20 protein-coding genes are annotated in these 23192 nt (G+C 54.8%); 8 read left to right on the top strand and 12 right to left on the bottom strand.

Features of this window, described 5'->3' with window-relative positions; genetic code table 11:
- Positions 1–63: 63 nt before the first annotated feature.
- Positions 64–717 (top strand): bifunctional tRNA pseudouridine(32) synthase/23S rRNA pseudouridine(746) synthase RluA, encoded by a 654-nt coding sequence (rluA, locus tag JG725_RS13265; RefSeq protein ID WP_172290763.1) that lies wholly within the window; start codon positions 64–66, stop codon positions 715–717.
- 95 nt (positions 718–812) lie between these two features.
- On the opposite strand, the gene djlA is transcribed toward rluA, so the two are convergent.
- Positions 813–1682 carry a co-chaperone DjlA gene (gene djlA / locus JG725_RS13260; RefSeq protein ID WP_199378403.1) on the bottom strand — a complete coding sequence of 290 codons (870 nt, stop codon included), beginning with the start codon at positions 1680–1682 and terminating at the stop codon, positions 813–815.
- Between the two features lie 151 nt (positions 1683–1833).
- On the opposite strand from djlA, the gene lptD reads away from it, so the two are divergent.
- From lptD to apaH, 6 genes are all read left to right on the top strand, one after another.
- Complete coding sequence (lptD, locus tag JG725_RS13255) at positions 1834–4224, top strand: LPS assembly protein LptD (RefSeq protein WP_172290765.1); 2391 nt, start codon at positions 1834–1836, stop codon at positions 4222–4224.
- Between the two features lie 92 nt (positions 4225–4316).
- Positions 4317–5612 (top strand): peptidylprolyl isomerase SurA, encoded by a 1296-nt coding sequence (gene surA, locus JG725_RS13250; RefSeq protein WP_199378401.1) that lies wholly within the window; start codon positions 4317–4319, stop codon positions 5610–5612.
- Positions 5612–6613: a 4-hydroxythreonine-4-phosphate dehydrogenase PdxA gene (gene pdxA / locus JG725_RS13245; protein ID WP_199378399.1), complete on the top strand. Its 1002-nt coding sequence runs from the start codon at positions 5612–5614 to the stop codon at positions 6611–6613. The genes surA and pdxA overlap by 1 nt, the downstream gene beginning before the upstream one ends.
- Entirely contained in the window at positions 6606–7424 is an 819-nt protein-coding gene (rsmA, locus tag JG725_RS13240) for a 16S rRNA (adenine(1518)-N(6)/adenine(1519)-N(6))-dimethyltransferase RsmA (protein ID WP_199378397.1), read from the top strand. Before pdxA ends, rsmA begins: the two co-directional genes overlap by 8 nt.
- A 14-nt stretch (positions 7425–7438) precedes the next feature.
- Positions 7439–7816 (top strand): Co2+/Mg2+ efflux protein ApaG, encoded by a 378-nt coding sequence (apaG, locus tag JG725_RS13235; protein ID WP_172290770.1) that lies wholly within the window; start codon positions 7439–7441, stop codon positions 7814–7816.
- A 2-nt stretch (positions 7817–7818) separates the two neighbouring features.
- Positions 7819–8655 carry a bis(5'-nucleosyl)-tetraphosphatase (symmetrical) ApaH gene (gene apaH / locus JG725_RS13230; protein ID WP_172290771.1) on the top strand — a complete coding sequence of 279 codons (837 nt, stop codon included), beginning with the start codon at positions 7819–7821 and terminating at the stop codon, positions 8653–8655.
- A gap of 55 nt (positions 8656–8710) precedes the next feature.
- Here apaH and folA read toward each other — a convergent pair whose 3' ends face one another.
- The 3 genes from folA to JG725_RS13215 all read right to left on the bottom strand — a co-directional run bounded on the left by folA (position 8711) and on the right by JG725_RS13215 (position 10524).
- Entirely contained in the window at positions 8711–9193 is a 483-nt protein-coding gene (gene folA / locus JG725_RS13225; RefSeq protein WP_199378395.1) for a type 3 dihydrofolate reductase, read from the bottom strand.
- Positions 9194–9286: 93 nt separating this feature from the next.
- Positions 9287–9757 carry a threonine/serine exporter gene (locus JG725_RS13220; RefSeq protein WP_172290773.1) on the bottom strand — a complete coding sequence of 157 codons (471 nt, stop codon included), beginning with the start codon at positions 9755–9757 and terminating at the stop codon, positions 9287–9289.
- Positions 9748–10524, bottom strand: a complete 777-nt coding sequence (locus JG725_RS13215; protein ID WP_172290774.1) for a threonine/serine exporter ThrE family protein — start codon at positions 10522–10524, stop codon at positions 9748–9750. The genes JG725_RS13220 and JG725_RS13215 overlap by 10 nt, the downstream gene beginning before the upstream one ends.
- Before the next feature lie 160 nt (positions 10525–10684).
- On the opposite strand from JG725_RS13215, the gene JG725_RS13210 reads away from it, so the two are divergent.
- On the top strand, positions 10685–11299 hold the full coding sequence (locus tag JG725_RS13210; protein WP_172290775.1) for a LysE family transporter: 615 nt from the start codon (positions 10685–10687) through the stop codon (positions 11297–11299).
- Positions 11300–11337: 38 nt separating this feature from the next.
- Here JG725_RS13210 and JG725_RS13205 read toward each other — a convergent pair whose 3' ends face one another.
- The 8 genes from JG725_RS13205 to ileS form a co-directional block, all read right to left on the bottom strand.
- Positions 11338–12270: an SDR family oxidoreductase gene (locus JG725_RS13205; protein WP_172290776.1), complete on the bottom strand. Its 933-nt coding sequence runs from the start codon at positions 12268–12270 to the stop codon at positions 11338–11340.
- 228 nt (positions 12271–12498) lie between these two features.
- Complete coding sequence (gene carB, locus JG725_RS13200; RefSeq protein WP_199378393.1) at positions 12499–15723, bottom strand: carbamoyl-phosphate synthase large subunit; 3225 nt, start codon at positions 15721–15723, stop codon at positions 12499–12501.
- Between the two features lie 14 nt (positions 15724–15737).
- Positions 15738–16886: a glutamine-hydrolyzing carbamoyl-phosphate synthase small subunit gene (gene carA / locus JG725_RS13195; protein WP_370541741.1), complete on the bottom strand. Its 1149-nt coding sequence runs from the start codon at positions 16884–16886 to the stop codon at positions 15738–15740.
- Positions 16887–17330: 444 nt separating this feature from the next.
- Positions 17331–18152: a 4-hydroxy-tetrahydrodipicolinate reductase gene (gene dapB / locus JG725_RS13190; protein WP_172290779.1), complete on the bottom strand. Its 822-nt coding sequence runs from the start codon at positions 18150–18152 to the stop codon at positions 17331–17333.
- A 290-nt stretch (positions 18153–18442) separates the two neighbouring features.
- Positions 18443–19393 carry a 4-hydroxy-3-methylbut-2-enyl diphosphate reductase gene (gene ispH / locus JG725_RS13185; protein WP_199378392.1) on the bottom strand — a complete coding sequence of 317 codons (951 nt, stop codon included), beginning with the start codon at positions 19391–19393 and terminating at the stop codon, positions 18443–18445.
- Positions 19374–19847: an FKBP-type peptidyl-prolyl cis-trans isomerase gene (gene fkpB / locus JG725_RS13180; RefSeq protein ID WP_199378390.1), complete on the bottom strand. Its 474-nt coding sequence runs from the start codon at positions 19845–19847 to the stop codon at positions 19374–19376. Before fkpB ends, ispH begins: the two co-directional genes overlap by 20 nt.
- A complete protein-coding gene (gene lspA / locus JG725_RS13175) occupies positions 19847–20356 on the bottom strand; it encodes a signal peptidase II (protein WP_172290782.1) in 510 nt (169 codons plus the stop codon). Before lspA ends, fkpB begins: the two co-directional genes overlap by 1 nt.
- Complete coding sequence (gene ileS, locus JG725_RS13170) at positions 20356–23169, bottom strand: isoleucine--tRNA ligase (RefSeq protein ID WP_199378388.1); 2814 nt, start codon at positions 23167–23169, stop codon at positions 20356–20358. Before ileS ends, lspA begins: the two co-directional genes overlap by 1 nt.
- Positions 23170–23192: the final 23 nt, after the last annotated feature.

Raw genomic sequence — 23192 nt, 5'->3', positions numbered from 1 at the left:
GGCGAAAGCCGATATCGCCGGCCGGGAAAGGGTTTATCAGCAATCTGAAGAAAGGCACTATCGATGGAACCCTACAACCCCCCAACCGATCCCTGGCTGCACATCCTGTATCAGGATCAACACATCATCGTGGTGAATAAGCCCAGCGGCTTACTTTCCGTTCCCGGCCGCGCCCCGGAGCACAAAGATAGCGTGATGCGTCGTATTCAGGCCGATTATCCCGCCGCCGAGTCCGTCCATCGTTTAGATATGGCCACCAGCGGGGTGATCGTTGTGGCGTTGACCAAAGCCGCCGAGCGGGAGTTAAAGCGTCAATTTCGCGAACGCGAACCCAAAAAATCCTACATCGCCCGCGTCTGGGGATTAATGGAACATGATGAGGGATTGATTGACCTGCCGCTGATTTGCGACTGGCCGAACCGTCCCAAACAGAAAGTCTGTTTTGAGCAGGGGAAAGCCGCGCAGACCGAATACCGGGTCTTGTCCCGCGATCGCGACGGCACCACCCGCGTTAAGCTGATGCCTATCACCGGGCGCTCTCATCAGTTGCGCGTTCATCTGCTGGCGCTGGGACACCCGATTCTGGGCGACGGTTTTTACGCGCCTCCCGACGCCAAAGCGCTGGCGCCCCGTCTGCTGCTCCACGCACAGGAACTGTGCATTCTGCATCCCGCCTTCAAAACGCCGATGCACTTCCGCTGTGAGGCGGACTTTTAAACGCGTTTTTAATCAAGTCGGCATGACGGGCAGAAAAAGGAATGATACGCGGGGGCAAAAACGGGAAAAAAGCGGAAAGGAGCAGATAGATACGGTTATTTCAATTGATTGGCGCTTTTCAGCAATTCATAGGCGGCCTGAATATCCTGCGCTTTTCGCTTAGCCATTTCCATCATTCTGGGCGATAACCCTTTCGCCACCAGCTTATCCGGATGATGCTCGCTCATTAGCTTGCGGTAGGCGCGCTTAATCGTCGCCGCATCGTCGTTGTGACGCACTCCCAGCGTACGGCGGGCGCTTTCCAGCGTCGGCCCGCGCGGCGACGCAGACTGCCGTTGACCGCCGTAAGAATGGCCGTTGGACGACTGACCGCGGCGCTGATAGGACTTCCCGCCCTGTTTGGATCCACCGTGCCCCGACTGATAAGAGGTATTTTCTATATTGCGCAGAAAAAACTCGAACTGCTCGCGGGTTACGCCCAGTTCGTCGGCGATAACATAAAGCAACCGCCTTTCGTTCGGATGCAGCACGCCATCAACAAACGCCACCTGAAGTTGAATTTCCAGAAACATCTTAATTAAATCAAAACGTCCGAAGCAGGCGTCGCGCAGTTTTCGCAGTTTGATACGCAAGGGGAAATGGCTGGCTTTGCCTTCACGAAACGCCTGTTGCGCCGCCGTTCGCGCCTCGCCAAACAGTTCAAGGCGATCCATCATTCTGGTCGCAATCTGGATATCCGCTTCCGTTACCCGCCCTTTGGATTTGGTCAGGTGCCCCATCGCCTGAAAGGTGGTCAGGAAAAACAGCGACTGGCGGGTGGATTGGGCTGAAAAAAAGCTGCGGCGACGCGATGCTCTGGCCCTGTCAATCAAGTGCCCCATCAGCAGTCCCATGATCATTCCCCAGATGCCGCCGCTGGACATAATTCCCAGCACAAGCCCCAGCAACTTTCCCCAATACCGCATATACTCCTCAAATCCTCATGCCGTCGGCTAAAAATTGCTTTATCATACCCGTCATTTATCTTTGCACCTAACGGCAGCGCGTATAAAAACAGCGGGGATTAAACACTGGCGCAACGCTGACGAGTGATATAGTCTCTGACCGTTTGCCGGCATGATGCCTCTGATGACGGAACACCTGATACCGCGTATGAAAAAAAGTTTCCCAACCCTGCTGGCCACCCTGATTTGGTCGGCGCTATACAGTCAGCAATCGCTGGCCGATCTCGCCGAACAGTGCATGCTGGGTGTACCTACGTACAACAGGCCGCTGGTGACAGGCGATCCCGATCAATTGCCGGTACATATTCAGGCCGACAAGAGCGAAGCCAGCTATCCTGACAGCGCCCGATTCACCGGCAACGTTAATATCGAGCAAGGCAATAGCGTGCTTACCGCCGAGCAGGTGGAGCTTAACCAGATTGAATCCGCCACTCAGGGCGCGCCCACACGAACGATTACCGCCACAGGCAATGTGCATTACGATGATAATCAGGTCATTCTGAAAGGCCCGAAAGCCTGGTCGAACCTCAACACCAAAGATACCGACGTGTATCAAGGCGACTATCAGATGGTTGGTCGCCAGGGGCGCGGCGCAGCCGACAAAATGAAAATGCGCGACGGTAATCGCTACACCATTTTGGAAAACGGCACCTTTACCTCCTGCCTGCCGGGAGATAATAGCTGGAGCGTCGTCGGTTCGGAAGTCATTCAAGACCGCGAAGAGCAGGTCGCTGAAATCTGGAACGCACGTTTCAAGATCGGCAACGTTCCCGTTTTCTACAGCCCTTACCTGCAATTGCCCATTGGCGACAAGCGACGTTCAGGCTTCCTGATCCCCAATGCCAAATACAGCAGCAGCAACGGTTTTGAGTTACTCACGCCATACTACTGGAATATCGCGCCGAATTTTGACGCCACCATCACGCCGCATTTGCAAACCCAACGCGGCGTGCAGTGGCAAAACGAATTCCGTTATCTGACCACGCCCGGCACCGGCACGATCCAGCTCGACTGGCTCCCCAGCGACAGCCAATACGCCAAAGACGTACCGCAGGATGATAACAATACCCGGTGGTTATTCTACTGGGGACACAGCGGCGTGATGGATCAAGTCTGGCGCTTCAACGCCGACTACACCAAAGTCAGTGATTCACGCTATTTCACCGATTTGGACTCGGAATACGGTTCAACCACCGATGGTTACGTCACCCAAAAATTCAGCGTGGGTTATGCGAACCAAAACTGGAATACCACGCTGTCCACCAAACAATTCCAGGTATTCTCCACCGCCAACAGCCGGGATGTCTACCGTGCGGAACCTCAGCTCGATATCAACTATTATCAGAACGATATCGGCCCGCTGGATATGCATCTTTATGGTCAGGCGGTAAAATTCACCAACGTTAACGAAAATCGGCCGGAAGCCACGCGTCTGCATATCGAACCGGCATTGAGTCTGCCGCTGTCCAACCGCTGGGGCAGCCTGAACAGCGAAGCCAAGCTGCTGGCGACGCATTATCAACAGGGAAATCTCGATCGCTACCGCGCAGACCCGACGGTCAGCGACAGCTCGAAGAATAATCTGAAAGACTCGGTAAACCGGGTCATGCCGCAATACAAGATCGACGGCAAAATGGTGTTCGAGCGCGAGATGGACTGGTCGCAAGGGTATACCCAAACGCTGGAGCCGCGCGCGCAGTACCTGTATGTGCCTTATCGCAACCAAAGCAGCATCCATACTTACGATTCAACGCTGTTGCAGGCCGACTACTCCGGGCTATTCCGCGACCGCAGCTATGGCGGGCTGGATCGCATTGCTTCCGCCAACCAACTGGCGACAGGGGTAACGTCGCGTATTTATGATGACGCGCTGGTTGAACGTTTTAATGCCTCTGTAGGTCAAATCTATTACTTTGATCGTCCGCGCACCGGCGATAGCAATATGTTGCTCGATCAAAGCGATGATAACGGCAGCATGGTATGGGCCGGCGACACCTACTTGAAGGTCGACGACAACTGGGGCGTGCGCGGAGGATTGCAGTACGATGCCCGTCTCAACGAAGTTGCGCTGGGCGATGCGGTGCTGGAATACCGCAAAGACGCCGAACGTCTGGTACAATTGAACTACCGTTTTGCCAGCCCGGAATATATTCAGGCCATGTTGCCGAACGTGCAGAATCCCGGCTTCCAACAGGGTATTTCACAGGTCGGCATCACGGCAAGCTGGCCGATTGTTGATCGTTGGGCCGTCGTCGGCGCCTACTACTATGACACCAAAGCCAATCAGCCCGCTAGCCAGTTGATTGGCGTGCAATACAACACCTGCTGCTGGGCCGCCAGCATCGGTTATGAACGTAAGATCACCGATTGGGAAAACGGCAGCAGCGTATATGACAATAAAGTGTCGTTTAATATTGAATTACGTGGTTTAAGCAATAATTACAGTCTGGGCTCCGAAAAAATGCTGCGTTCAGGTATTTTGCCTTACCAGCGCGCGTTCTGACCTAGCGTACGGAATGCAGCAACCAATGCGGCAGACAGACTGTGTCAATGAAACTTCTAACCCGCCTTGCGGATGAGATAAATGGGAAAGGTATGAACAACTGGAGAACGCTTATTCTCGGATTGGCACTGAGTGCTCCTGCCGTATTCGCAGCGCCGCAGGTGGTTGATAAAGTCGCAGCCGTGGTAGATAACAGCGTCGTACTGGATAGTGATGTAAACGGCCTTTTGCAGTCGGTTAAATTGAACGCTCAACAGGCAGGTCAGCAATTGCCGGATGACGCCACGTTACGTCATCAGATTATCGATCGTCTGATTATGGATAACATTATCCTGCAAATGGCGCAAAAAATGGGCATCCAGGTAACGGATGAACAATTGAATCAGGCTATTGCCAATATCGCCGCTCAGAACCGTATCTCGCTCGATCAGTTAAGAAGTCAGTTGGCTTATGAAGGCCTTGACTACAACACCTACCGCAACCAGATTCGCAAAGAGATGCTGATCGCCGAGGTTCGCAACAACGAAGTACGCCGCCGCGTCAGCGTACTGCCTCAGGAAGTCGAAGCGCTGGCAAAACAGATTGCCAACCAGACCGGTGAAAACGACGAACTGAATTTAAGCCATATCCTTATTCCCTTGCCGGAAAACCCAAGCCAGCAGCAGGTTGACGAGGCCGAAAATCTGGCGAACTCGCTGGTGAAACAAATCAGCGAAGGCGCTGATTTCGGCAAACTGGCCATCACCTATTCCGCCGACCCGCAGGCATTGCAAGGGGGGCAAATGGGATGGGGCAAATTGCAGGAGATCCCGACCCTGTTTGCTGAAAGGCTGACTCAGTCCCAGAAAGGACAGATCGTCGGCCCTATCCGTTCCGGCGTCGGTTTTCATATTCTGCGCGTCAACGATATTCGCGGCGGCGACAAAACCGTATCCGTCACCGAAACCCACGCCCGTCATATTCTTCTAAAACCTTCCGTGGTGATGACGGACAGTCAGGCGCGAGCCAAACTGGAAGAGGTTTCGCAGCAGATCAAGAGCGGCGCGACGGATTTCGCGGCGCAGGCCAAACAGCTGTCGCAGGATCCCGGTTCAGCCAATCAGGGCGGCGATCTGGGTTGGGCTTCCCCTGACATGTACGATCCGGCCTTCCGCGACGCGCTGTTGAAACTGAAAAAAGGCGAAATCAGTCAACCGATCCACTCCGCTTTCGGCTGGCATTTGATTCAGTTGCTGGATACCCGTCAGGTTGATAAAACCGACGCCGCGCAGAAAGAACAAGCATACCGTATGCTGTTCAACCGGAAATTCGCCGAAGAAGCGCAAACCTGGATGCAGGAACAGCGGGCGGCGGCTTACGTCAAAATCGTCAATGGCGCGGATAATTAATGCAAACGGAAAACGGTACGCAGCGTGTCGCGATCACGCCCGGCGAACCGGCCGGGATCGGTCCCGACCTGCTGATTGCGCTGGCGCAGCAGTCATGGCCGGTTGAACTGGTGGTTTGCGCCGATCCCGACCTGCTGATGAGCCGGGCGCTGCAACTCCGTTTACCGCTGACGTTGCAAAACTACCAGCCAGCGCTGCCCGCTCAGCCGCAACGGGCCGGCACCTTAACGGTGCTGCCGCTCGCCACGGCGGCGACCGTGGTGGCGGGCCGGCTGAACGTCAGCAACAGCGCCTATGTGGTTGATACGCTGGCGCGGGCTTGCGATGGCTGTCTGAGCGGCGAATTTGCCGCGCTGATCACCGGCCCGGTACACAAAGGCATCATTAACGATGCCGGCGTTCCGTTCAGCGGACATACCGAATTTTTCGCCGATCGCAGCCACTGCAAACGCGTGGTCATGATGCTGGCGACGGAAGAATTACGGGTGGCGTTAGCCACCACGCATCTACCGCTTTCTGACGTTTCAGCGGCGATAACCCGCAATAGTCTGCATGAGGTCATCACGATTCTGCATCGCGATCTCCAGACCAAGTTCGGTATCGAACGGCCGCAAATTTATGTTTGCGGTTTAAATCCCCACGCCGGTGAAAGCGGCCATATGGGCCGTGAAGAGCTGGATATCATCATCCCCGCGCTGGATGAACTGCGTCAGCAAGGCATCGCCCTTATTGGTCCGCTGCCCGCCGATACGCTGTTCCAACCGAAATATCTGCAACATGCGGATGCGGTGCTGGCGATGTATCACGATCAGGGCCTGCCGGTTCTGAAATATCAGGGATTTGGCCGGGCGGTGAACATCACGCTGGGATTGCCCTTTATCCGAACCTCGGTCGACCACGGCACGGCATTAGAGCTGGCCGCCACCGGCGGCGCCGATCCCGGCAGTTTTACTACGGCATTGAATCTTGCCATTAAAATGACAACACACCTTAATGAATAATCGAGTACACCAGGGTCACTTCGCCCGTAAGCGCTTTGGGCAAAACTTTTTAAGCGATCATTTCGTGATCGATAGCATCGTTTCGGCCATTCATCCGCAGCCCGGACAGGCTATCGTGGAGATCGGCCCCGGACTGGGGGCGCTGACCGCGCCAGTCGGCGAACGCATGGATCGCTTTACCGTGATCGAGCTGGATCGCGATCTGGCCGCACGGCTGGAAACGCATCCCACGCTGAAAGATAAACTGACTATTATTCAGCAGGACGCCATGACGGTGGATTTCTCGGCGTTGGCCGAGCAGGCCGGGCAATCTCTGCGGGTCTTTGGTAATCTGCCCTATAATATTTCAACACCGCTGATGTTCCACTTGTTCAGCTATACTCATGCTATCCGCGACATGCACTTTATGTTGCAAAAAGAAGTAGTTAACCGTCTGGTTGCCGGCCCCGACAATAAAGCCTACGGCCGCTTGAGCGTGATGGCTCAGTATTACTGTCAGGTGATCCCGGTGCTGGAAGTACCGCCAACGGCGTTTAAACCGGCGCCGAAAGTCGATTCCGCCGTTGTCCGTCTGGTTCCTCACACCCAGGTTCCGTATCCGGTGAATGACATCCGTATATTAAGCCGGATTACCACCGAAGCGTTCAATCAGCGTCGTAAGACGCTTCGCAACAGTTTGGGTAATCTCTTTACCCTGGAACAGCTGGCTGAACTGGGGATCGACGCAGGCTGCCGGGCTGAAAATGTGACGGTTGAGCAATACTGCCGGTTGGCGAACTGGCTGACCGAGCATCCTACAGCACAGGAATAACTGGAGTTGTCGTGATGATTAATGCGCCCCGTGTTTGTGTACAGGTTCAGAGTTTCTACGTCGAGTCTCAGTCACAGCCTGATGACGAGCGTTTCGTATTCGCTTATACGATCACTGTCCGCAACCTGGGACGGCATGAAGTGCAACTCCTGGGGCGTTACTGGCTGATTACCAATGCTAACGGACGTCAGACTGAAGTGCAGGGAGAAGGCGTCGTCGGAGAACAGCCGCTGATCCAGCCCGGAAGTGAATTTCAGTACACCAGCGGCACCGTATTGGAAACCCCGTTAGGCACGATGGAAGGGCATTACCAGATGGTCGATCATCAGGGAAATGCTTTTCAGGTCAGTATTCCCGTATTCCGCCTGGCAATCCCCTCACTGATACATTAACTATGTCTACTTATTTAATTGGCGATGTTCACGGCTGTTTAGTTGAACTCAAGGCGCTATTGGCGCAGGTTTCCTTTAATCCCGAGCAAGACACCGTGTGGCTGACCGGCGATCTGGTGGCCCGCGGGCCGGATTCGCTTCAGGTGCTGCGTTTTGTCCGCTCTCTCGGCGCATCCGTGCGAATGGTGTTAGGTAATCACGATCTGCATTTGCTGGCGGTTTATGCCGGGATCGGCCGTAACAAGCCCAAAGATCGCCTTAATGACTTACTGAACGCCCCCGATGTGGATGATCTGATCAACTGGCTGCGCCGTCAGCCGCTTTTACAGGTTGATGACCATCTGAAGCTGGTGATGGCGCATGCCGGCATTACGCCGCAGTGGGATCTGGAAACGGCAAAAATGTGCGCCCGGGAGGTCGAATCCATTCTGGCCAGTGATAGCTATCCGCTGTTTCTCGATACGATGTACGGCGACATGCCGAATCACTGGAGCCCCGAACTCAGCGGACTTCCCCGTTTACGTTTCAGCACCAACGTCTTTACGCGTATGCGCTACTGCTTCTCCGGCGGCCAGTTGGATATGATCTGCAAGGAGCCGCCGACTCAGGCGCCGTCATTGCTGAAACCGTGGTTCGAATTACCGAGTCAGATCACCGACGAATACGCCATTGCCTTCGGACATTGGGCGTCGCTGGACGGACAAGGCACGCCGGAGAATATCTACGCATTGGATACCGGCTGCTGCTGGGGCGGGAAACTGACCATGCTGCGGTGGGACGACAAACGCTACTTCACGCAAAAATCCCTTTCGCGGGTTGATAAAGGTAAAACCGGGTAATCCATTTCAAGCATGGCAAGGCGCAGTATTTACACTGCGCCTTAGACCAAAGACGCTAATTTCTTTCCAGAATTTCAAAGCAATAGCTATGCGAGTTACGCTCATCCGCATCATGAAACTCGCTGAAAGTGGACGACCACTCATCAGGCTCATAATCCGGGAAATGCGTATCGCCTTCAACTTCCGCATCTATGTGGGTCAGATACAAACGGTCGGCCTTGGGCAACATCTGCTGGTAAATGCTCCCCCCGCCAATCACCATCACTTCTTCCACATCGCCGGCGGCGGCCAACGCATCCTCCAGTGAGGAAACCCAGGTAACGCGGTCATCATCACCGGGGTGACTGCTGACGACAATATTAAGCCTGCCCGGCAATGGCTGACCGATAGAGCGAAAAGTGTTACGCCCCATGACGATCGGTTTATTTAATGTATTTCGTTTAAACCACGCCAAATCCGCCGGTAAATGCCACGGCATGGCATTCTCCATGCCGATAACCCGATCCACAGCCAATGCGGCAATCAAACTAATAACCATGGTGAAACCCTGTAGGCCATAAAATTGCTGACACTATACGGAAAGGCCCTGCGTGCGTCGATATAGATACCTCTTATAGAAGAATATTTACCATCACACGCTGGGGCGCTTACGATACAGCCATAATCCCGGCAGCGACAGACCGATGGATAACGCCCCGACAATAAAGCTGGCCTTCAGGAAATTGGTCACCATGACGCTCATCAATTCTTCGCTATAGCCAAGATGAGAAATTTCCACCACGGAAATCATCGCCGTATAGGCCGAAATCCCCGGGAACATGGGAATAACCGCCGCAACGGTAAACACTTTGGGATGCGCCAATAGCCAGCGCGACCAGCGAATACCGAGGATCCCGATGGTGATCGCCGCCAGAAACGAAGCCCATTCGATATTCAAACCAAAATGCATCGTGATGAACCGCACGCCATGTCCCAGCGCCCCCAACGCGGCGCAATAGCGCAGCGCTCTGACCGGAACGTTGAATACCATTGCAAACCCTAACGCCGGCACGGCCGCCAATGCCATATCCTGTAACAGCGCCCACAGCAGATTCAAGCCCATCCGCGTAACCCCCACAGCGCCAGCGCCATCACGATGCCGATACAGGTCGCCAGCGTCAGCAGGCTGGCGACCGTCCAACGAGCCAGCCCGGTATTAACATGCCCTTTAAACATATCGGCCACCGCGTTAATCAGCGGAAAACCGGGAACCAGCAACAGCACACTGGCCGCCATCGCCACGGTTGAAGTCTGCTGAAAAACAGACAGCTTCATTAATATCCCCGAGGCCGACGTCGCCACGAATGCGGTAATACAAAAGTTAATCAAGGGATTAAGGTGGCGAGCGGTAAGCACCTGCCGGACATACATCGCCAGCCCACTGGCAAGCATCGTCACGATAAAGGCGTCCCACCCTCCCCCATTCAACCGGCTGAAGCAGCCGCAGGACAGCGCCACGATGGAAACCATCAGCCAGCGCGGATAGCGCAGCGGCTTGATGTGGGCAAAACGTTTTTTCACGCCGGCCACATCCAGCAGTTTATGTTCCGCCATAATCACCGCGTGCTGCACCTCGGTAACCACATGCATATTGATGCCGCGATCGACATTCTTACGCGTGGATGTCAGGCAATGTCCCTGCATGATCGTGGTCAGGACAATGGCATTCGCCGAGATTGAACTCTCAACGCTGTCAGCCCCCAATGCCACGCCAAGCCTGGAAGACAACTGTTCAACAACCATACTTTCCGCGCCATGCTGTAACAGCAAAAGCGCACACTGAATACACAGCCGGGTAATCTCCCTTTGCTGCGTTGTTTCACTGACCATGTTTTATCCCGACCCTGCCATGGAAAATAACAGTAAATAAAGCAAGGAGACTTGTTAACATATTGCAGGCCAATAGCCAATATAGGTGATGCGAATTAATGACTCTGGCGCTATTATTTTAGCGGTTTTGTATTTCTCTTTTCTCAACTTGGAACACATCATGTTCGAAACGTCGCTGTTTGTCGCCACCATTGCCACGCTGGGAATGCTTTCCCCCGGCCCTGATTTTTTTCTGGTCATCAAAAATGCAGCGCGCTACCCACGAGTCGCCGCGTTGATGACGGCATTGGGGGTGATTTGCGGCGTTGCTACTCATATGGCGTATTGTGTCGCCGGGCTGGCCGTGGTGATTACCACCACGCCGTGGTTGTTCAATTTGCTGAAATACGCCGGGGCCGCTTATCTGATATGGGTGGGGATCCAGGCGCTGCTGTCGCGCGGTGAAAGCAAAATGGATGTTGCTGATTTGGCTCCGCAAGGCGTCAGCCTGAAAAAAGCGTTTTTGCAAGGCTATTTATGCAATCTGCTTAACCCCAAAGCGACCTTGTTCTTCCTTGCCGTCTTCACTCAGGTGCTGAGTATCGACTCCGGCATCGGCGAGAAGTTGTGGTATGCGATGATTATCTGGGTGCTGTCTGTCATCTGGTGGCCGCTGCTGGTGGTGCTTTTCCAAAGCGGCCCGGTACGTCGTGGTCTGCAAAAAGCGCAAAAACGGGTGGATAAACTGCTGGGAACCGTTTTGATTGCGCTGGGCATCAAGGTGGCGCTGGGATAACCGGTTTCAGGGCCCGCCAGGCGGGCCTTGCGTTTTGGTTAAACCGTCCCGGTTCCGCCATCTGAACACCATACCTGTCCCGAGGTAAAGCTGCTCTCCGCCGATGCCAGCGTCACATACAAAGGCGCGATCTCCACCGGCTGGCCGGGGCGGCCCATCGGCGCATCCGCGGCAAACTCCATGACTTTATCCATCGGCTGCCCGCCGCTCGGCTGTAACGGCGTCCAATAAGGCCCCGGCGCCACCGCGTTAACCCGGATGCCTTTGCTCGCAACCTGCTGGGCGAGTGCTTTGGTAAAGGCAACATTACAGGCTTTGGTCTGGGCGTAATCCAGCAGGATCGCGCTGGGCTTGAATGCCTGTACCGATGAAGTATTAATAATCACCGAACCCGCCTTTAAATGGGCCATCGCCGCTTTCGAGATCCAAAATGGCGCATACACATTGGTTTTAAACGTCGCGTCAAAGGCTTCCGTCGAAAGATCGTCAATGGACTCAACATACCGCTGCCGACCCGCGTTGTTCACCAGAATATCCAGCCCACCCAGCTTTTCAGCCGCTTCCTTAACCAGATGCTTACAGAAATCCTCGGTGCGAATATCGCCCGGGATCGCCACCGCAATACGCCCTTCGGCACGGATCAGCGCAATGACTTCCTTTGCATCCGATTCCTCTTCCGGCAGATAATTAATCGCCACATCGGCCCCTTCTCTGGCATAAGCGATGGCAACAGCGCGCCCGATCCCCGAATCGCCCCCGGTGATCAGCGCTTTACGACCATTTAACCGCCCGCTGCCCCGATAACTTTTTTCGCCATGATCGGGAATGGGTTTCATTTTGCTGGCAAGTCCCGGCGGGTTCTGCGGCTGGCTTTCAAAAGGGGGGCGCGGATAGGCCTGCGCCGGGTTTTTTCCCGTCAGTGATGATAATGCGTCGTTGGTTAAGTTCGGATCCTGCTGGTTAGCACTCATACTCACCTCTTATATTGCTAAAAATATTGTTTACGGCATAAAACTTCAAACAATATCCATAAGGATAGACGATTATCCGGGGTTGTTTATAAAGGCCGATGAATCCGAGCCTAAAGGAACGGGAAGTGGAGGATTTCAGGGGAAAATATTATTTGAGGCGGAGCTTTCGCTAAAGAAAAGTAAAGCCAGCGTTCATCACGAACGCTGGCACGCTGTGTTGTGGCCGGACTAGCCTTTAATCAAGGCGTGCATTTCCTGCACCGAAATGACTTTCTCGGTCGGATCCGCGTTTAACGCCATCGCCGTGGCAAACCCGCCGTTCATGGTCGTATCGTAATGCACCTTGTATTGCAGCGCACTGCGGCGAATCAGCTTGGAATCCTCAATAGCCTGACGTCCCGCCGTGGTATTGACAATATAGGTGTATTCACCGTTTTTGATACGATCCTGAATGTGCGGACGGCCTTCATGCACCTTGTTCACCAGACGAGGGTTAATTCCCGCTTCGCCCAGTTCGATGGCGGTGCCGTGCGTCGCATCCAGCTCAAAGCCGTGTTTCAGCAGCTTGGCCGCCAGATCCACCACCCGGGCCTTATCGCCTTCGCGAACCGACAACAGCGCACGGCCGGATTTCTTCATCGGCGAACTACTCCCCAGCATGGCTTTGGCGAAGGCTTCCGCGAATGTCCGGCCCACGCCCATCACCTCGCCGGTGGAACGCATTTCCGGCCCCAGAATCGGGTCGACGCCGGGGAACTTGTTAAACGGCAACACCACTTCCTTCACCGAGTAATAAGGCGGAATGACTTCTTGCGTCACGCCTTGCTGAGCCAGCGTCTGACCGGCCATCACCCGGGCGGCCACTTTCGCCAGCGGCACACCGGTCGCTTTGGAAACAAACGGCACGGTACGCGCCGCGCGCGGGTTAACTTCGATCAGATAGACTTCGTTGTTCTTGACGGCGAACTGCACGTTCATCAGGCCGCGAACGCCAAGTTCGAACGCCAGTTTCTCTACCTGCTGGCGCATCACGTTCTGAATCTCTTTGCTCAGCGTATAAGCCGGCAGCGAACAGGCCGAATCGCCGGAGTGAACGCCCGCCTGCTCGATATGCTCCATGATGCCGCCAATCAGCACACGCTCGCCATCACAGATGGCATCCACATCGACTTCAATGGCGTCATCCAGAAAACGGTCCAGCAGCACCGGCGCATCGTTGGACACCACCACCGCGTTCTGGAAGTACCGGCGCAGGTCAATTTCGTCATATACGATTTCCATCGCCCGTCCGCCAAGCACATACGAAGGACGAACCACCAGCGGATAGCCGATATCACGCGCCTTTTCCACCGCCTGCTCAATCGCCACCACGGTGGCGTTCGCCGGTTGTTTCAGGCCGAGTCGGTCGACCGCCTGCTGGAAACGCTCGCGGTCTTCCGCGCGATCGATGGCATCCGGGCTGGTGCCGATCACCGGAACGCCCGCGGCTTCCAGCGCCCGCGCCAGCTTCAGCGGGGTCTGGCCGCCGTATTGAACGATAACGCCTTTCGGTTTTTCAATACGTACGATTTCCAGTACGTCTTCCAGCGTCACCGGTTCGAAGTACAGGCGATCGGAGGTATCGTAGTCGGTCGAAACCGTTTCAGGGTTACAGTTCACCATGATGGTTTCATAACCGTCTTCACGCAGCGCCAGCGATGCGTGGACGCAGCAATAGTCAAACTCGATGCCCTGACCGATACGGTTCGGCCCGCCGCCCAGCACGATGATCTTCTCACGATCCTGACTCGGGTTAGCTTCGCACTCATCCTCGTAGGTGGAGTACATATAAGCCGTATCGGTTGCAAATTCCGCCGCACAGGTGTCCACGCGCTTATACACCGGGTGTAGGTCAAACTTATCGCGCAATTTGCGGATTTCACTTTCAGCCACGCCGGCCAGCGTCGCCAGACGCGCATCGGCGAAGCCTTTACGTTTCAATTGACGCAGGAAGTCGGCATCCAGCACGGTAACGCCTTTTTCCGCCACCTGTTCTTCCAGACGAACCAGCTCTTCAATCTGCATCAGGAACCAGCGGTCAATATTCGTGAGGTTAAACACGCCGTCGACGGACATGCCCGCCCGGAACGCATCGGCGATGTACCAGATACGATCGGCGCCGGCGTCTTTCAGCTCACGACGGATTTTGGTCAACGCTTCAGGATCATCCAGATCCACTTGCGGATCGAATCCCGTCGCTCCCACTTCCAGACCGCGCAACGCTTTCTGTAATGACTCCTGCTGAGTCCGGCCGATCGCCATCACCTCGCCCACCGATTTCATCTGCGTGGTCAGACGGTCATTGGCGCCGGCGAATTTTTCGAAGTTAAAGCGTGGAATTTTCGTCACCACATAATCGATGGACGGCTCAAACGACGCCGGCGTGCGGCCGCCGGTAATATCGTTCATCAGTTCATCGAGCGTGTAGCCCACCGCCAGCTTGGCGGCGATTTTGGCGATCGGGAACCCGGTCGCTTTCGATGCCAGCGCGGAAGAGCGGGAAACGCGCGGGTTCATTTCAATCACGATCAGACGGCCGTTTTTCGGGTTCACCGAGAACTGCACGTTCGACCCGCCGGTTTCCACACCGATTTCACGCAGTACCGCCATCGAGGCGTTACGCATGATTTGGTATTCTTTATCGGTCAGCGTTTGCGCGGGCGCAACGGTAATGGAGTCGCCGGTATGAATGCCCATGGCGTCGAAGTTTTCGATGGAGCAGACGATGATGCAGTTGTCGTTTTTGTCGCGCACCACTTCCATTTCATACTCTTTCCAGCCAATCAGCGATTCGTCGATCAACAATTCTTTGGTTGGAGAAAGATCCAGGCCGCGCTCGCAGATTTCTTCAAACTCTTCACGATTATAGGCGATGCCGCCGCCGGTGCCGCCCATGGTAAAGGAAGGACGAATAATACAGGGAAAACCGACATCGGCGGCGACGGCCAGCGCCTCTTCCATCGTATGCGCGATACCGGAACGGGCGGTATCCAAGCCGATTTTCTTCATTGCCTTATCGAAACGCTGGCGATCTTCGGCTTTATCAATCGCATCGGCGGTGGCGCCGATCATCGTCACGCCGAACTCGGCCAACACGCCCTGACGTTCCAGCTCCAGCGCGCAGTTCAGCGCCGTCTGACCGCCCATTGTCGGCAGCACCGCGTCCGGACGCTCTTTCTCGATAATTTTGCGCACCACTTCCCAGTGAATCGGCTCGATATAGGTGGCGTCGGCCATTTCCGGGTCGGTCATGATGGTGGCCGGGTTCGAGTTCACCAGAATGACTCGGTATCCCTCTTCACGCAGCGCTTTACACGCCTGAGCGCCGGAGTAGTCAAATTCACAAGCCTGGCCGATAACAATCGGGCCGGCGCCCAGAATCAGGATGCTTTTAATATCTGTACGTTTTGGCATTTTCTCGCTCCTGATTATTTGGCTGAAGAACGGTAAGTCTTAATCAATTCAATAAAGTGGTCGAAAAACGGGGCCGCATCGTGCGGGCCGGGACTGGCTTCCGGGTGCCCCTGAAAACTGAACGCCGGTTTATCGGTGCGATGAATCCCCTGAACCGTATGATCGAACAGCGAGATATGCGTCACGCGCAGCGTGTCGGGCAGATTATGTTCATCAACCGCAAAGCCGTGGTTCTGTGCGGTGATCATCACGCGGTTGTTATCCAGATCTTTTACCGGATGGTTGCCGCCGTGGTGACCAAGCTTCATTTTGACGGTCTGCGCGCCGCTGGCCAGCGCCAGCAGTTGGTGACCGAGGCAGATGCCGAATACCGGGATATCCGTTTCCAGGAACGTTTTGATCGCCCGGATTGCGTAGTCGCACGGTTCCGGATCGCCGGGGCCGTTGGAGAGGAAAATACCGTCCGGATTGAGTTTCAGGACGTCCTCGGCGGAGGTTTGCGCCGGCACCACCGTCAGGCGGCAGCCGCGGTCTACCAGCATACGCAGAATATTGCGTTTCACGCCGTAGTCATAAGCCACCACATGGTAAGGCAGCGCGCTTTCCTGTTTAGCGACGGGCAAGTCGCCTTCCAGCGTCCAACTGCCTTGCAGCCAGCTATAGCTTTCAGCCGTGGTGACCTCTTTTGCCAAATCCATCCCTTTCAGCCCCGGGAAAGCCTTGGCTTTTTCCAGCGCCAGCGCCGCATCCGGCGCGTCGCCCGCGATAATGCAGCCGTTCTGGGCGCCTTTTTCACGCAGTAAGCGGGTCAACTTACGGGTATCGATATCGGCAATGCCGACGATGTTGTTGCGTTTGAGGTATTCAGACAGGCTTTCTTCACTGCGATAGTTGCTGGCAATCAGCGGCAGGTCGCGAATTACCAGCCCCTGGGCTTGTATCGCGGGCGATTCTTCGTCTGCTTGGTTGGTGCCGACATTACCAATATGGGGATAAGTGAGAGTGACGATCTGGCGGGAATAGGATGGATCAGTAAGGATTTCTTGATATCCGGTCATCGACGTATTGAAGACCACTTCCCCCACTGCCGACCCTTCCGCCCCGATGGCCCGACCGTGGAATTGGGTTCCGTCTTCCAGAACCAATAGCGCTGACTTAATCAAAACACCCTCCAAGGAATAAAAAATCATGTTATTTGCATATTAATTCAGATTAATCGATCTAAATCAACGCAAAAACCACCTTCAAGGTAAATTTTTGGCAAATTGGGCGCATTTTAATGATGGTCGGCTAAATTGTCCACTTCAACCGCACTTTTTCCCTTCTTTCTATGCTTTATGGCATAAATATCTACTCACCATGCTAAAAAAGCATGTTAACTCGGCAAAGTAAACGGTTGCTAACCTACATGGTTAGAATAAGCCTAATAATCGACCAATAGAAGCTGCTTTACCGTTTTAGCGTAAAAAAACCGCCTCAAAAAGCATGAAAACAGAGAATATAAAGAGTTTCTGATAAAAAATATAACAAGAACGGTAAAATAAAAGCAACGATAAAAAATCGCCACTTTTATCATAATATTATATTTATAAAACTCAGATTAATTTTTATAAATCATCCAATCCAAGCACATCTTTCATATCGAAAAGTCCACATTTTCTGGCTTTTACCCAAATTGCAGCCCTGACGGCGCCATTAGCAAAGGTCATACGGCTGGAGGCCTTGTGGCTAATCTCAACGCGCTCGCCGATATCCGCAAACATCGCCGTGTGCTCGCCGACGATATCGCCCGCGCGCACCGTCGCAAAACCAATACTTTTCGGATCGCGCTCGCCGGTATACCCTTCCCGTGCATAGACGGCGCACGTTTTCAGATCGCGTCCCAGCGCGTCGGCGATGGTTTCGCCCATCGCCAGCGCCGTTCCCGAAGGCGCATCCACTTTATGCCGGTGATGAGCCTCGATAATTTCGATATCGGTATAATCCCCCATCACTTTGGCGGCTTTTTCCAGCAGTTTAAGCATCACATTGACGCCAACGCTGAAATTAGCGGCGAAAACAATGCCGATCTCCTGCGCCGCGTCGCGGATAGCCGCTTTTCCCTGCTCATCAAACCCGGTAGTGCCGATAATCATCGCCTTTTGGTGCTGACGACAAAAAGCCAGATGAGCCAGCGTGCCTTCAGGGCGGGTAAAATCGATTAAAATATCAAAATCATCACGGATGGCGTCCAGACTATCGCTCACCGCCACGCCGGATTTCCCCAGCCCGGCCAGTTCACCGGCATCGGCCCCCACCAGAGACGAGCCTTGACGCTCCAGCGCGGCGCCCAGCACCGCGCCTTCAGTCTGCTCAACCGCCGCAATCAGTTGGCGCCCCATGCGGCCGCCCGCACCGGCAACCGCAATACGGATTGATGAATCCTGCATAATGTCTCTCTCTTTGCTACTTCCGCTATGAAATAACGGTAGGTTAACGGGCGTGACGCACTATCGCCAGCGGATTTATGATCAGATTAGAAAATTATGTCAGAAGAAAAATAACATCAGTAAAAGTTGCCTGAGCGCGCCGCCTGCGTCGAGAGATCAATCGCGATAACGCATAAACATGCATTTTTATCAGATTTTTATTAGCGGGTAATCAGGCTGGCACGGACGGGAGATATGATTGGGATAAGACGGTGGGGAACAGGTTCTGCTCCCCACCGGCAATACATCACTTAGTCAATTTGTTTCACTTCGACACGCAGCTCTTTCGGCACTTCAAAAACGATATTTTCTTCGCGCCCCTGCAACTCAAGAGCGACCTCGCCGCCCAGCGCCTTTAAACGCTGAATCACCTGCTGCACCAGAATATCCGGCGCGGACGCCCCGGCCGTCACCCCAACGTGGGTAACGCCGGCCAGCCAGCTCTCCTGAATGTCTTCCGCCGAGTCAATCAGGTAGGCGGCCTTACCCGCCCGCTGGGCCAGTTCGGCCAGGCGATTGGAGTTGGAAGAATTTCTGGAACCGACCACCAGCACCACATCCGCCTCGGCGGCCAGAAAACGCACCGCCTCCTGACGATTGGTGGTGGCGTAGCAAATATCGTCTTTACGCGGGCCGATAATCTGCGGAAAACGTTCGCGCAACGCATCGATCACCGCGGACGTATCATCCACCGACAGCGTGGTTTGCGTCATAAAGCACAGATTGGTTTCGTCCTTCACCTGCAATTGCCAGACATCTTCAGGCGACTCCACCAGATACATCCCGCCGTCCGCATTGCTGTATTGCCCCATCGTGCCTTCCACTTCCGGATGACCGGCGTGGCCGATCAGGATAGCTTCCACACCTTTCCGGCTGGCCCTCGCCACTTCCATATGCACTTTGGTCACCAGCGGACAGGTGGCGTCAAACACCGTTAAATCACGATTTCTGGCCTCAAGACGAACGGCCTGCGAAACGCCATGGGCTGAGAAAATCAGAATCGAGCCGTCCGGCACTTCTTCGATCTGCTCAATAAATATCGCGCCGCGCTCGCGGAGTCCGTTGACCACATAACGGTTATGAACCACCTCGTGACGAACGTAGATCGGTGTGCCATATATCTCCAATGCCCGCTCAACAATGCTGATGGCGCGATCGACTCCGGCACAAAAACCACGTGGGTTAGCCAGCAATATCTGCATGCTGCGCCTCCTGTTGAGAGGGATCGATTTCCAACACTTCCAGATCGAACGTAATAGACCGGCCTGCCAGCGGATGGTTGAAATCCACCGTGACGGACTCTTGCGCAACCTCACGAATAATCCCCGGCATATCATGACCGCCAACGCCGCTGAACAACATGATGGTGCCCACATCCGGCACGCCGGTCTGCGCAAAGTCACGGCGCAGGAAAAACTGGATCAGATCCGGGTTTGCCTGGCCGAAAGCCGATTCCGGCGGCAACGTAAACCGACGTTTGTCGCCGCGTGTCAAGCCCAGCAAATGCTGTTCCAGCGCATCGGACAGGCTGCCATCGCCAAGACGGAACAGCGCGGGTTTACCGCTTTCACGGGTGGACTCCGCCGCTGAACCGTCCTCCAGTGTCAGGATAAAGTGCACCAGCACCGCGCTGTTGCTCTGTACAGTTTCGGACATCAATGACCCTTTTGCTTAACGGCGCCGTCGTGGGGAGTGAAAAAACCTTCCAGTACGATCAGGGCGGCGCCAATACAGATAGCGCTATCGGCCAAATTGAAGGTAGCGAAATGCCAGCTACCGACGTAAAAGTCGATAAAATCCACTACAAAACCATGCCACATCCGGTCAAACAGGTTGCCTAACGCGCCGCCGATAATCAGCGCATAAGCGATGTTATTCAGCTTCTGGCGCGCGCTGCCGCGATACATCATCACCAGCAGGGCGATAACAATGGCGATGGCGATGCCGGCAAAGAACCAACGTTGCCAGCCGCCCTTATCCGCCAGAAAACTGAACGCGGCGCCGTAATTGCGCGCATAGTGCAAATTCAGATAAGGGATCAGGGGCTGCGTATCCCCCAGCGCAAAGTGGGTTAAAATCCACTGTTTGCTGCCGAGGTCAACGACTAACACGACCAGCGCCAGCCAAAGCCAGCGCAATCCGCTCGAACAGATCGATTTATTCATCAGACAAATTTACGCTCTTCGCCTTTGCCGCCGACGTTGGTCGCACAGCGGCCACAAATGTCGGGATAATCGGTATCAGTACCGATATCTGACTCATAATGCCAGCAACGCGGACACTTGTGCCCTTCCGCTTTGCTTAAGGCAATTTTCAATCCGGGTAGTTCAGTGCCCTGCGCATCGGCGGGCGCATTTTCATAACGCTCGACCCGCGCTTTCGAGGTCAACAGGGCGAAATGCAGTTCCTGACGCAACTGATTAAGCTTATCGGCCAGAGCGGCGTCGGCGTACAGCGTGACGGCGGCTTCCAGCGATCCGCCGATGCGCTTGTCGTTACGCGCCTGCTCGATCGTCTTATTCACTTCGCTGCGCACTTTCAGGATATCCGTCCAGAATTCGTCATTCATGGTTTCTGCGCTATCCAGACCGAACAAACCGTCATACCACTCTTCAGTGAACACATACTGCGCGCGTTCGCCCGGCAGGTATGCCCAAACCTCGTCGGCGGTGAATGACAGGATCGGAGCCATCCAGCGAACCAGAGCTTCAGAAATATGATACAGCGCCGTCTGGCAACTGCGGCGGGCGATGCTGTCGCCTTTCGCGGTGTACTGACGATCCTTGATGATATCCAGATAGAACGAACCCATCTCGATAGAGCAGAACTGCATCAGACGCTGTACCACGCGGTGGAAATCATAGCTGTCATAGGCTTCGACGATCTCTTCCTGCGCCGCTTGCGCACAGCCGACCGCCCAGCGATCCAGCACCACCATCTCTTCCGGTTTTACCATGTGCTTCTGCGGATCGAACCCGTTCAGGTTGGCCAGCAGAAAACGCGCGGTGTTGCGGATACGGCGATAGGCATCCGCCGAACGTTTCAGGATCTCATCGGACACCGCGATTTCGCCGGAGTAGTCCGTCGAGCCAATCCACAAACGCAGAATATCGCCGCCCAGTTTGTTCATCACATCCTGCGGGCTGATGGTATTACCGATAGACTTGGACATCTTGCGGCCCTGACCATCCACGGTGAAGCCGTGAGTCAGCACCTGACGGTAAGGGGCCTTGCCTTTGATGGCGGTCGAAATCATCAGCGATGACATGAACCAGCCGCGATGCTGGTCAGAACCTTCCAGATACATATCCGCCGAATGGCCGCCGAATTCAGGGCGCACATCGACCACGGAAGCATGCGTTGACCCTGAGTCAAACCAGACATCCAGCGTATCGGGAACCTTAACGTAATGCTCGGCATCGGCGCCCAGCACCTCTTTCGGATCGAGATCCCACCATGCCTGAATGCCATCCTGCTCAACGCGTTTGGCGACCGCTTCAATCAGTTCGCCGGTGCGGGGATGCAACGCTTCCGTCTCTTTATGCACGAAAAGCGACATCGGTACGCCCCAGGTGCGCTGACGGGAAATACACCAGTCAGGGCGGTTGGCCACCATCGCCTCGATACGCGCCTGCCCCCAGTCGGGGATCCATTGCACGCCTTTAATTTCAGCCAGCGACTGCTTGCGCAGCCCTTTCTGATCCATGCTGATAAACCACTGCGGCGTCGCACGGAAAATGATCGGCGTTTTATGACGCCAGCAGCACGGATAGCTGTGCAGCAGTTTTTCCATATGCAGCAGTGCGCCGCTCGCGCGCAGGATCTCGACGACGGTGTCATTGGCCTTAAAGACAAACTTGCCGTCCAGCTCCGGGTAAGTCCCGGTCAGATAGCAGCCGTTCGGCCCCACCGGATTAGCCACTTCCAGCCCATACTTCTGACCAATGACATAGTCATCCGGGCCATGCCCCGGCGCGGTATGCACCGCGCCGGTACCCGCGTCCAGCGTCACATGGTCGCCCAGAATAGCCGGGACATCAAAGCCCATGAACGGATGCTGGAAGCGCAGCAGTTCGAGATCGCGGCCGCTGCATTCACCCAGCACGATCCAATGGCTGACGCCGATGCGCTTCATCACGCTTTCAACCAGATCGGCAGCCAGGATTAACGCCCGGCCTTCAACCTGCACCAGTTGATAAGTGAATTCAGGGTTGAGCGAGATCGCGCGGTTAGCGGGCAGCGTCCACGGGGTGGTGGTCCAGATAACCAGCGAAAGCGGGCCTTCAACCTGACTTACGCCGAATTTCGCGCTCACCGCCGCCGCATCGACGGCGTTAAACGCCACATCGATGGAAGGAGAGGTTTTGTCGTAGTATTCCACTTCGGCTTCCGCCAAAGCGGAACCGCAGTCGGCGCACCAGTGAACCGGCTTGGCCCCCTTATGCAGATGGCCGTTTTCGATAATTTTGCCCAGCGCGCGAATAATGTTGGCTTCAGTCGAGAAGTCCATCGTCAGATACGGATGATCCCAGTCCCCCAATACCCCGAGACGGATAAAGTCCTTCTTCTGACCGGCGACCTGTTCGGCGGCATATTTACGGCATGCCGCACGGAACTCCGCGGCGCTGACTTTCTCACCCGGCTTGCCGATCAGCTGTTCGACTTTCAGCTCGATCGGCAGACCATGACAGTCCCAGCCCGGGATATACGGCGAGTCATAGCCAGACAGCGTTTTAGACTTAACGATAATGTCTTTAAGAATTTTATTAACGGAGTGACCAATATGAATGCTGCCATTCGCATACGGAGGTCCATCGTGCAGAATGAAGGTTTTTTTACCTTTTTTAGCATTGCGAATAATCCCGTACAGATCCTGTTCATACCAACGTTTCAGCATGTCAGGTTCACGCTTGGCCAAATCGCCACGCATCGGGAACCCTGTTTCCGGCAAGTTCAGGGTAGTCTTATAGTCACTCATTAGATTCTCGATTTCGTTTTCGG

This window comes from Brenneria sp. L3-3C-1, assembly GCF_016456245.1.
GTDB lineage: Bacteria > Pseudomonadota > Gammaproteobacteria > Enterobacterales > Enterobacteriaceae > Brenneria.
The sequence above is the reverse complement of the archived record's forward strand: the minus strand, read 5'-3'. Positions and strand labels throughout refer to the sequence as shown.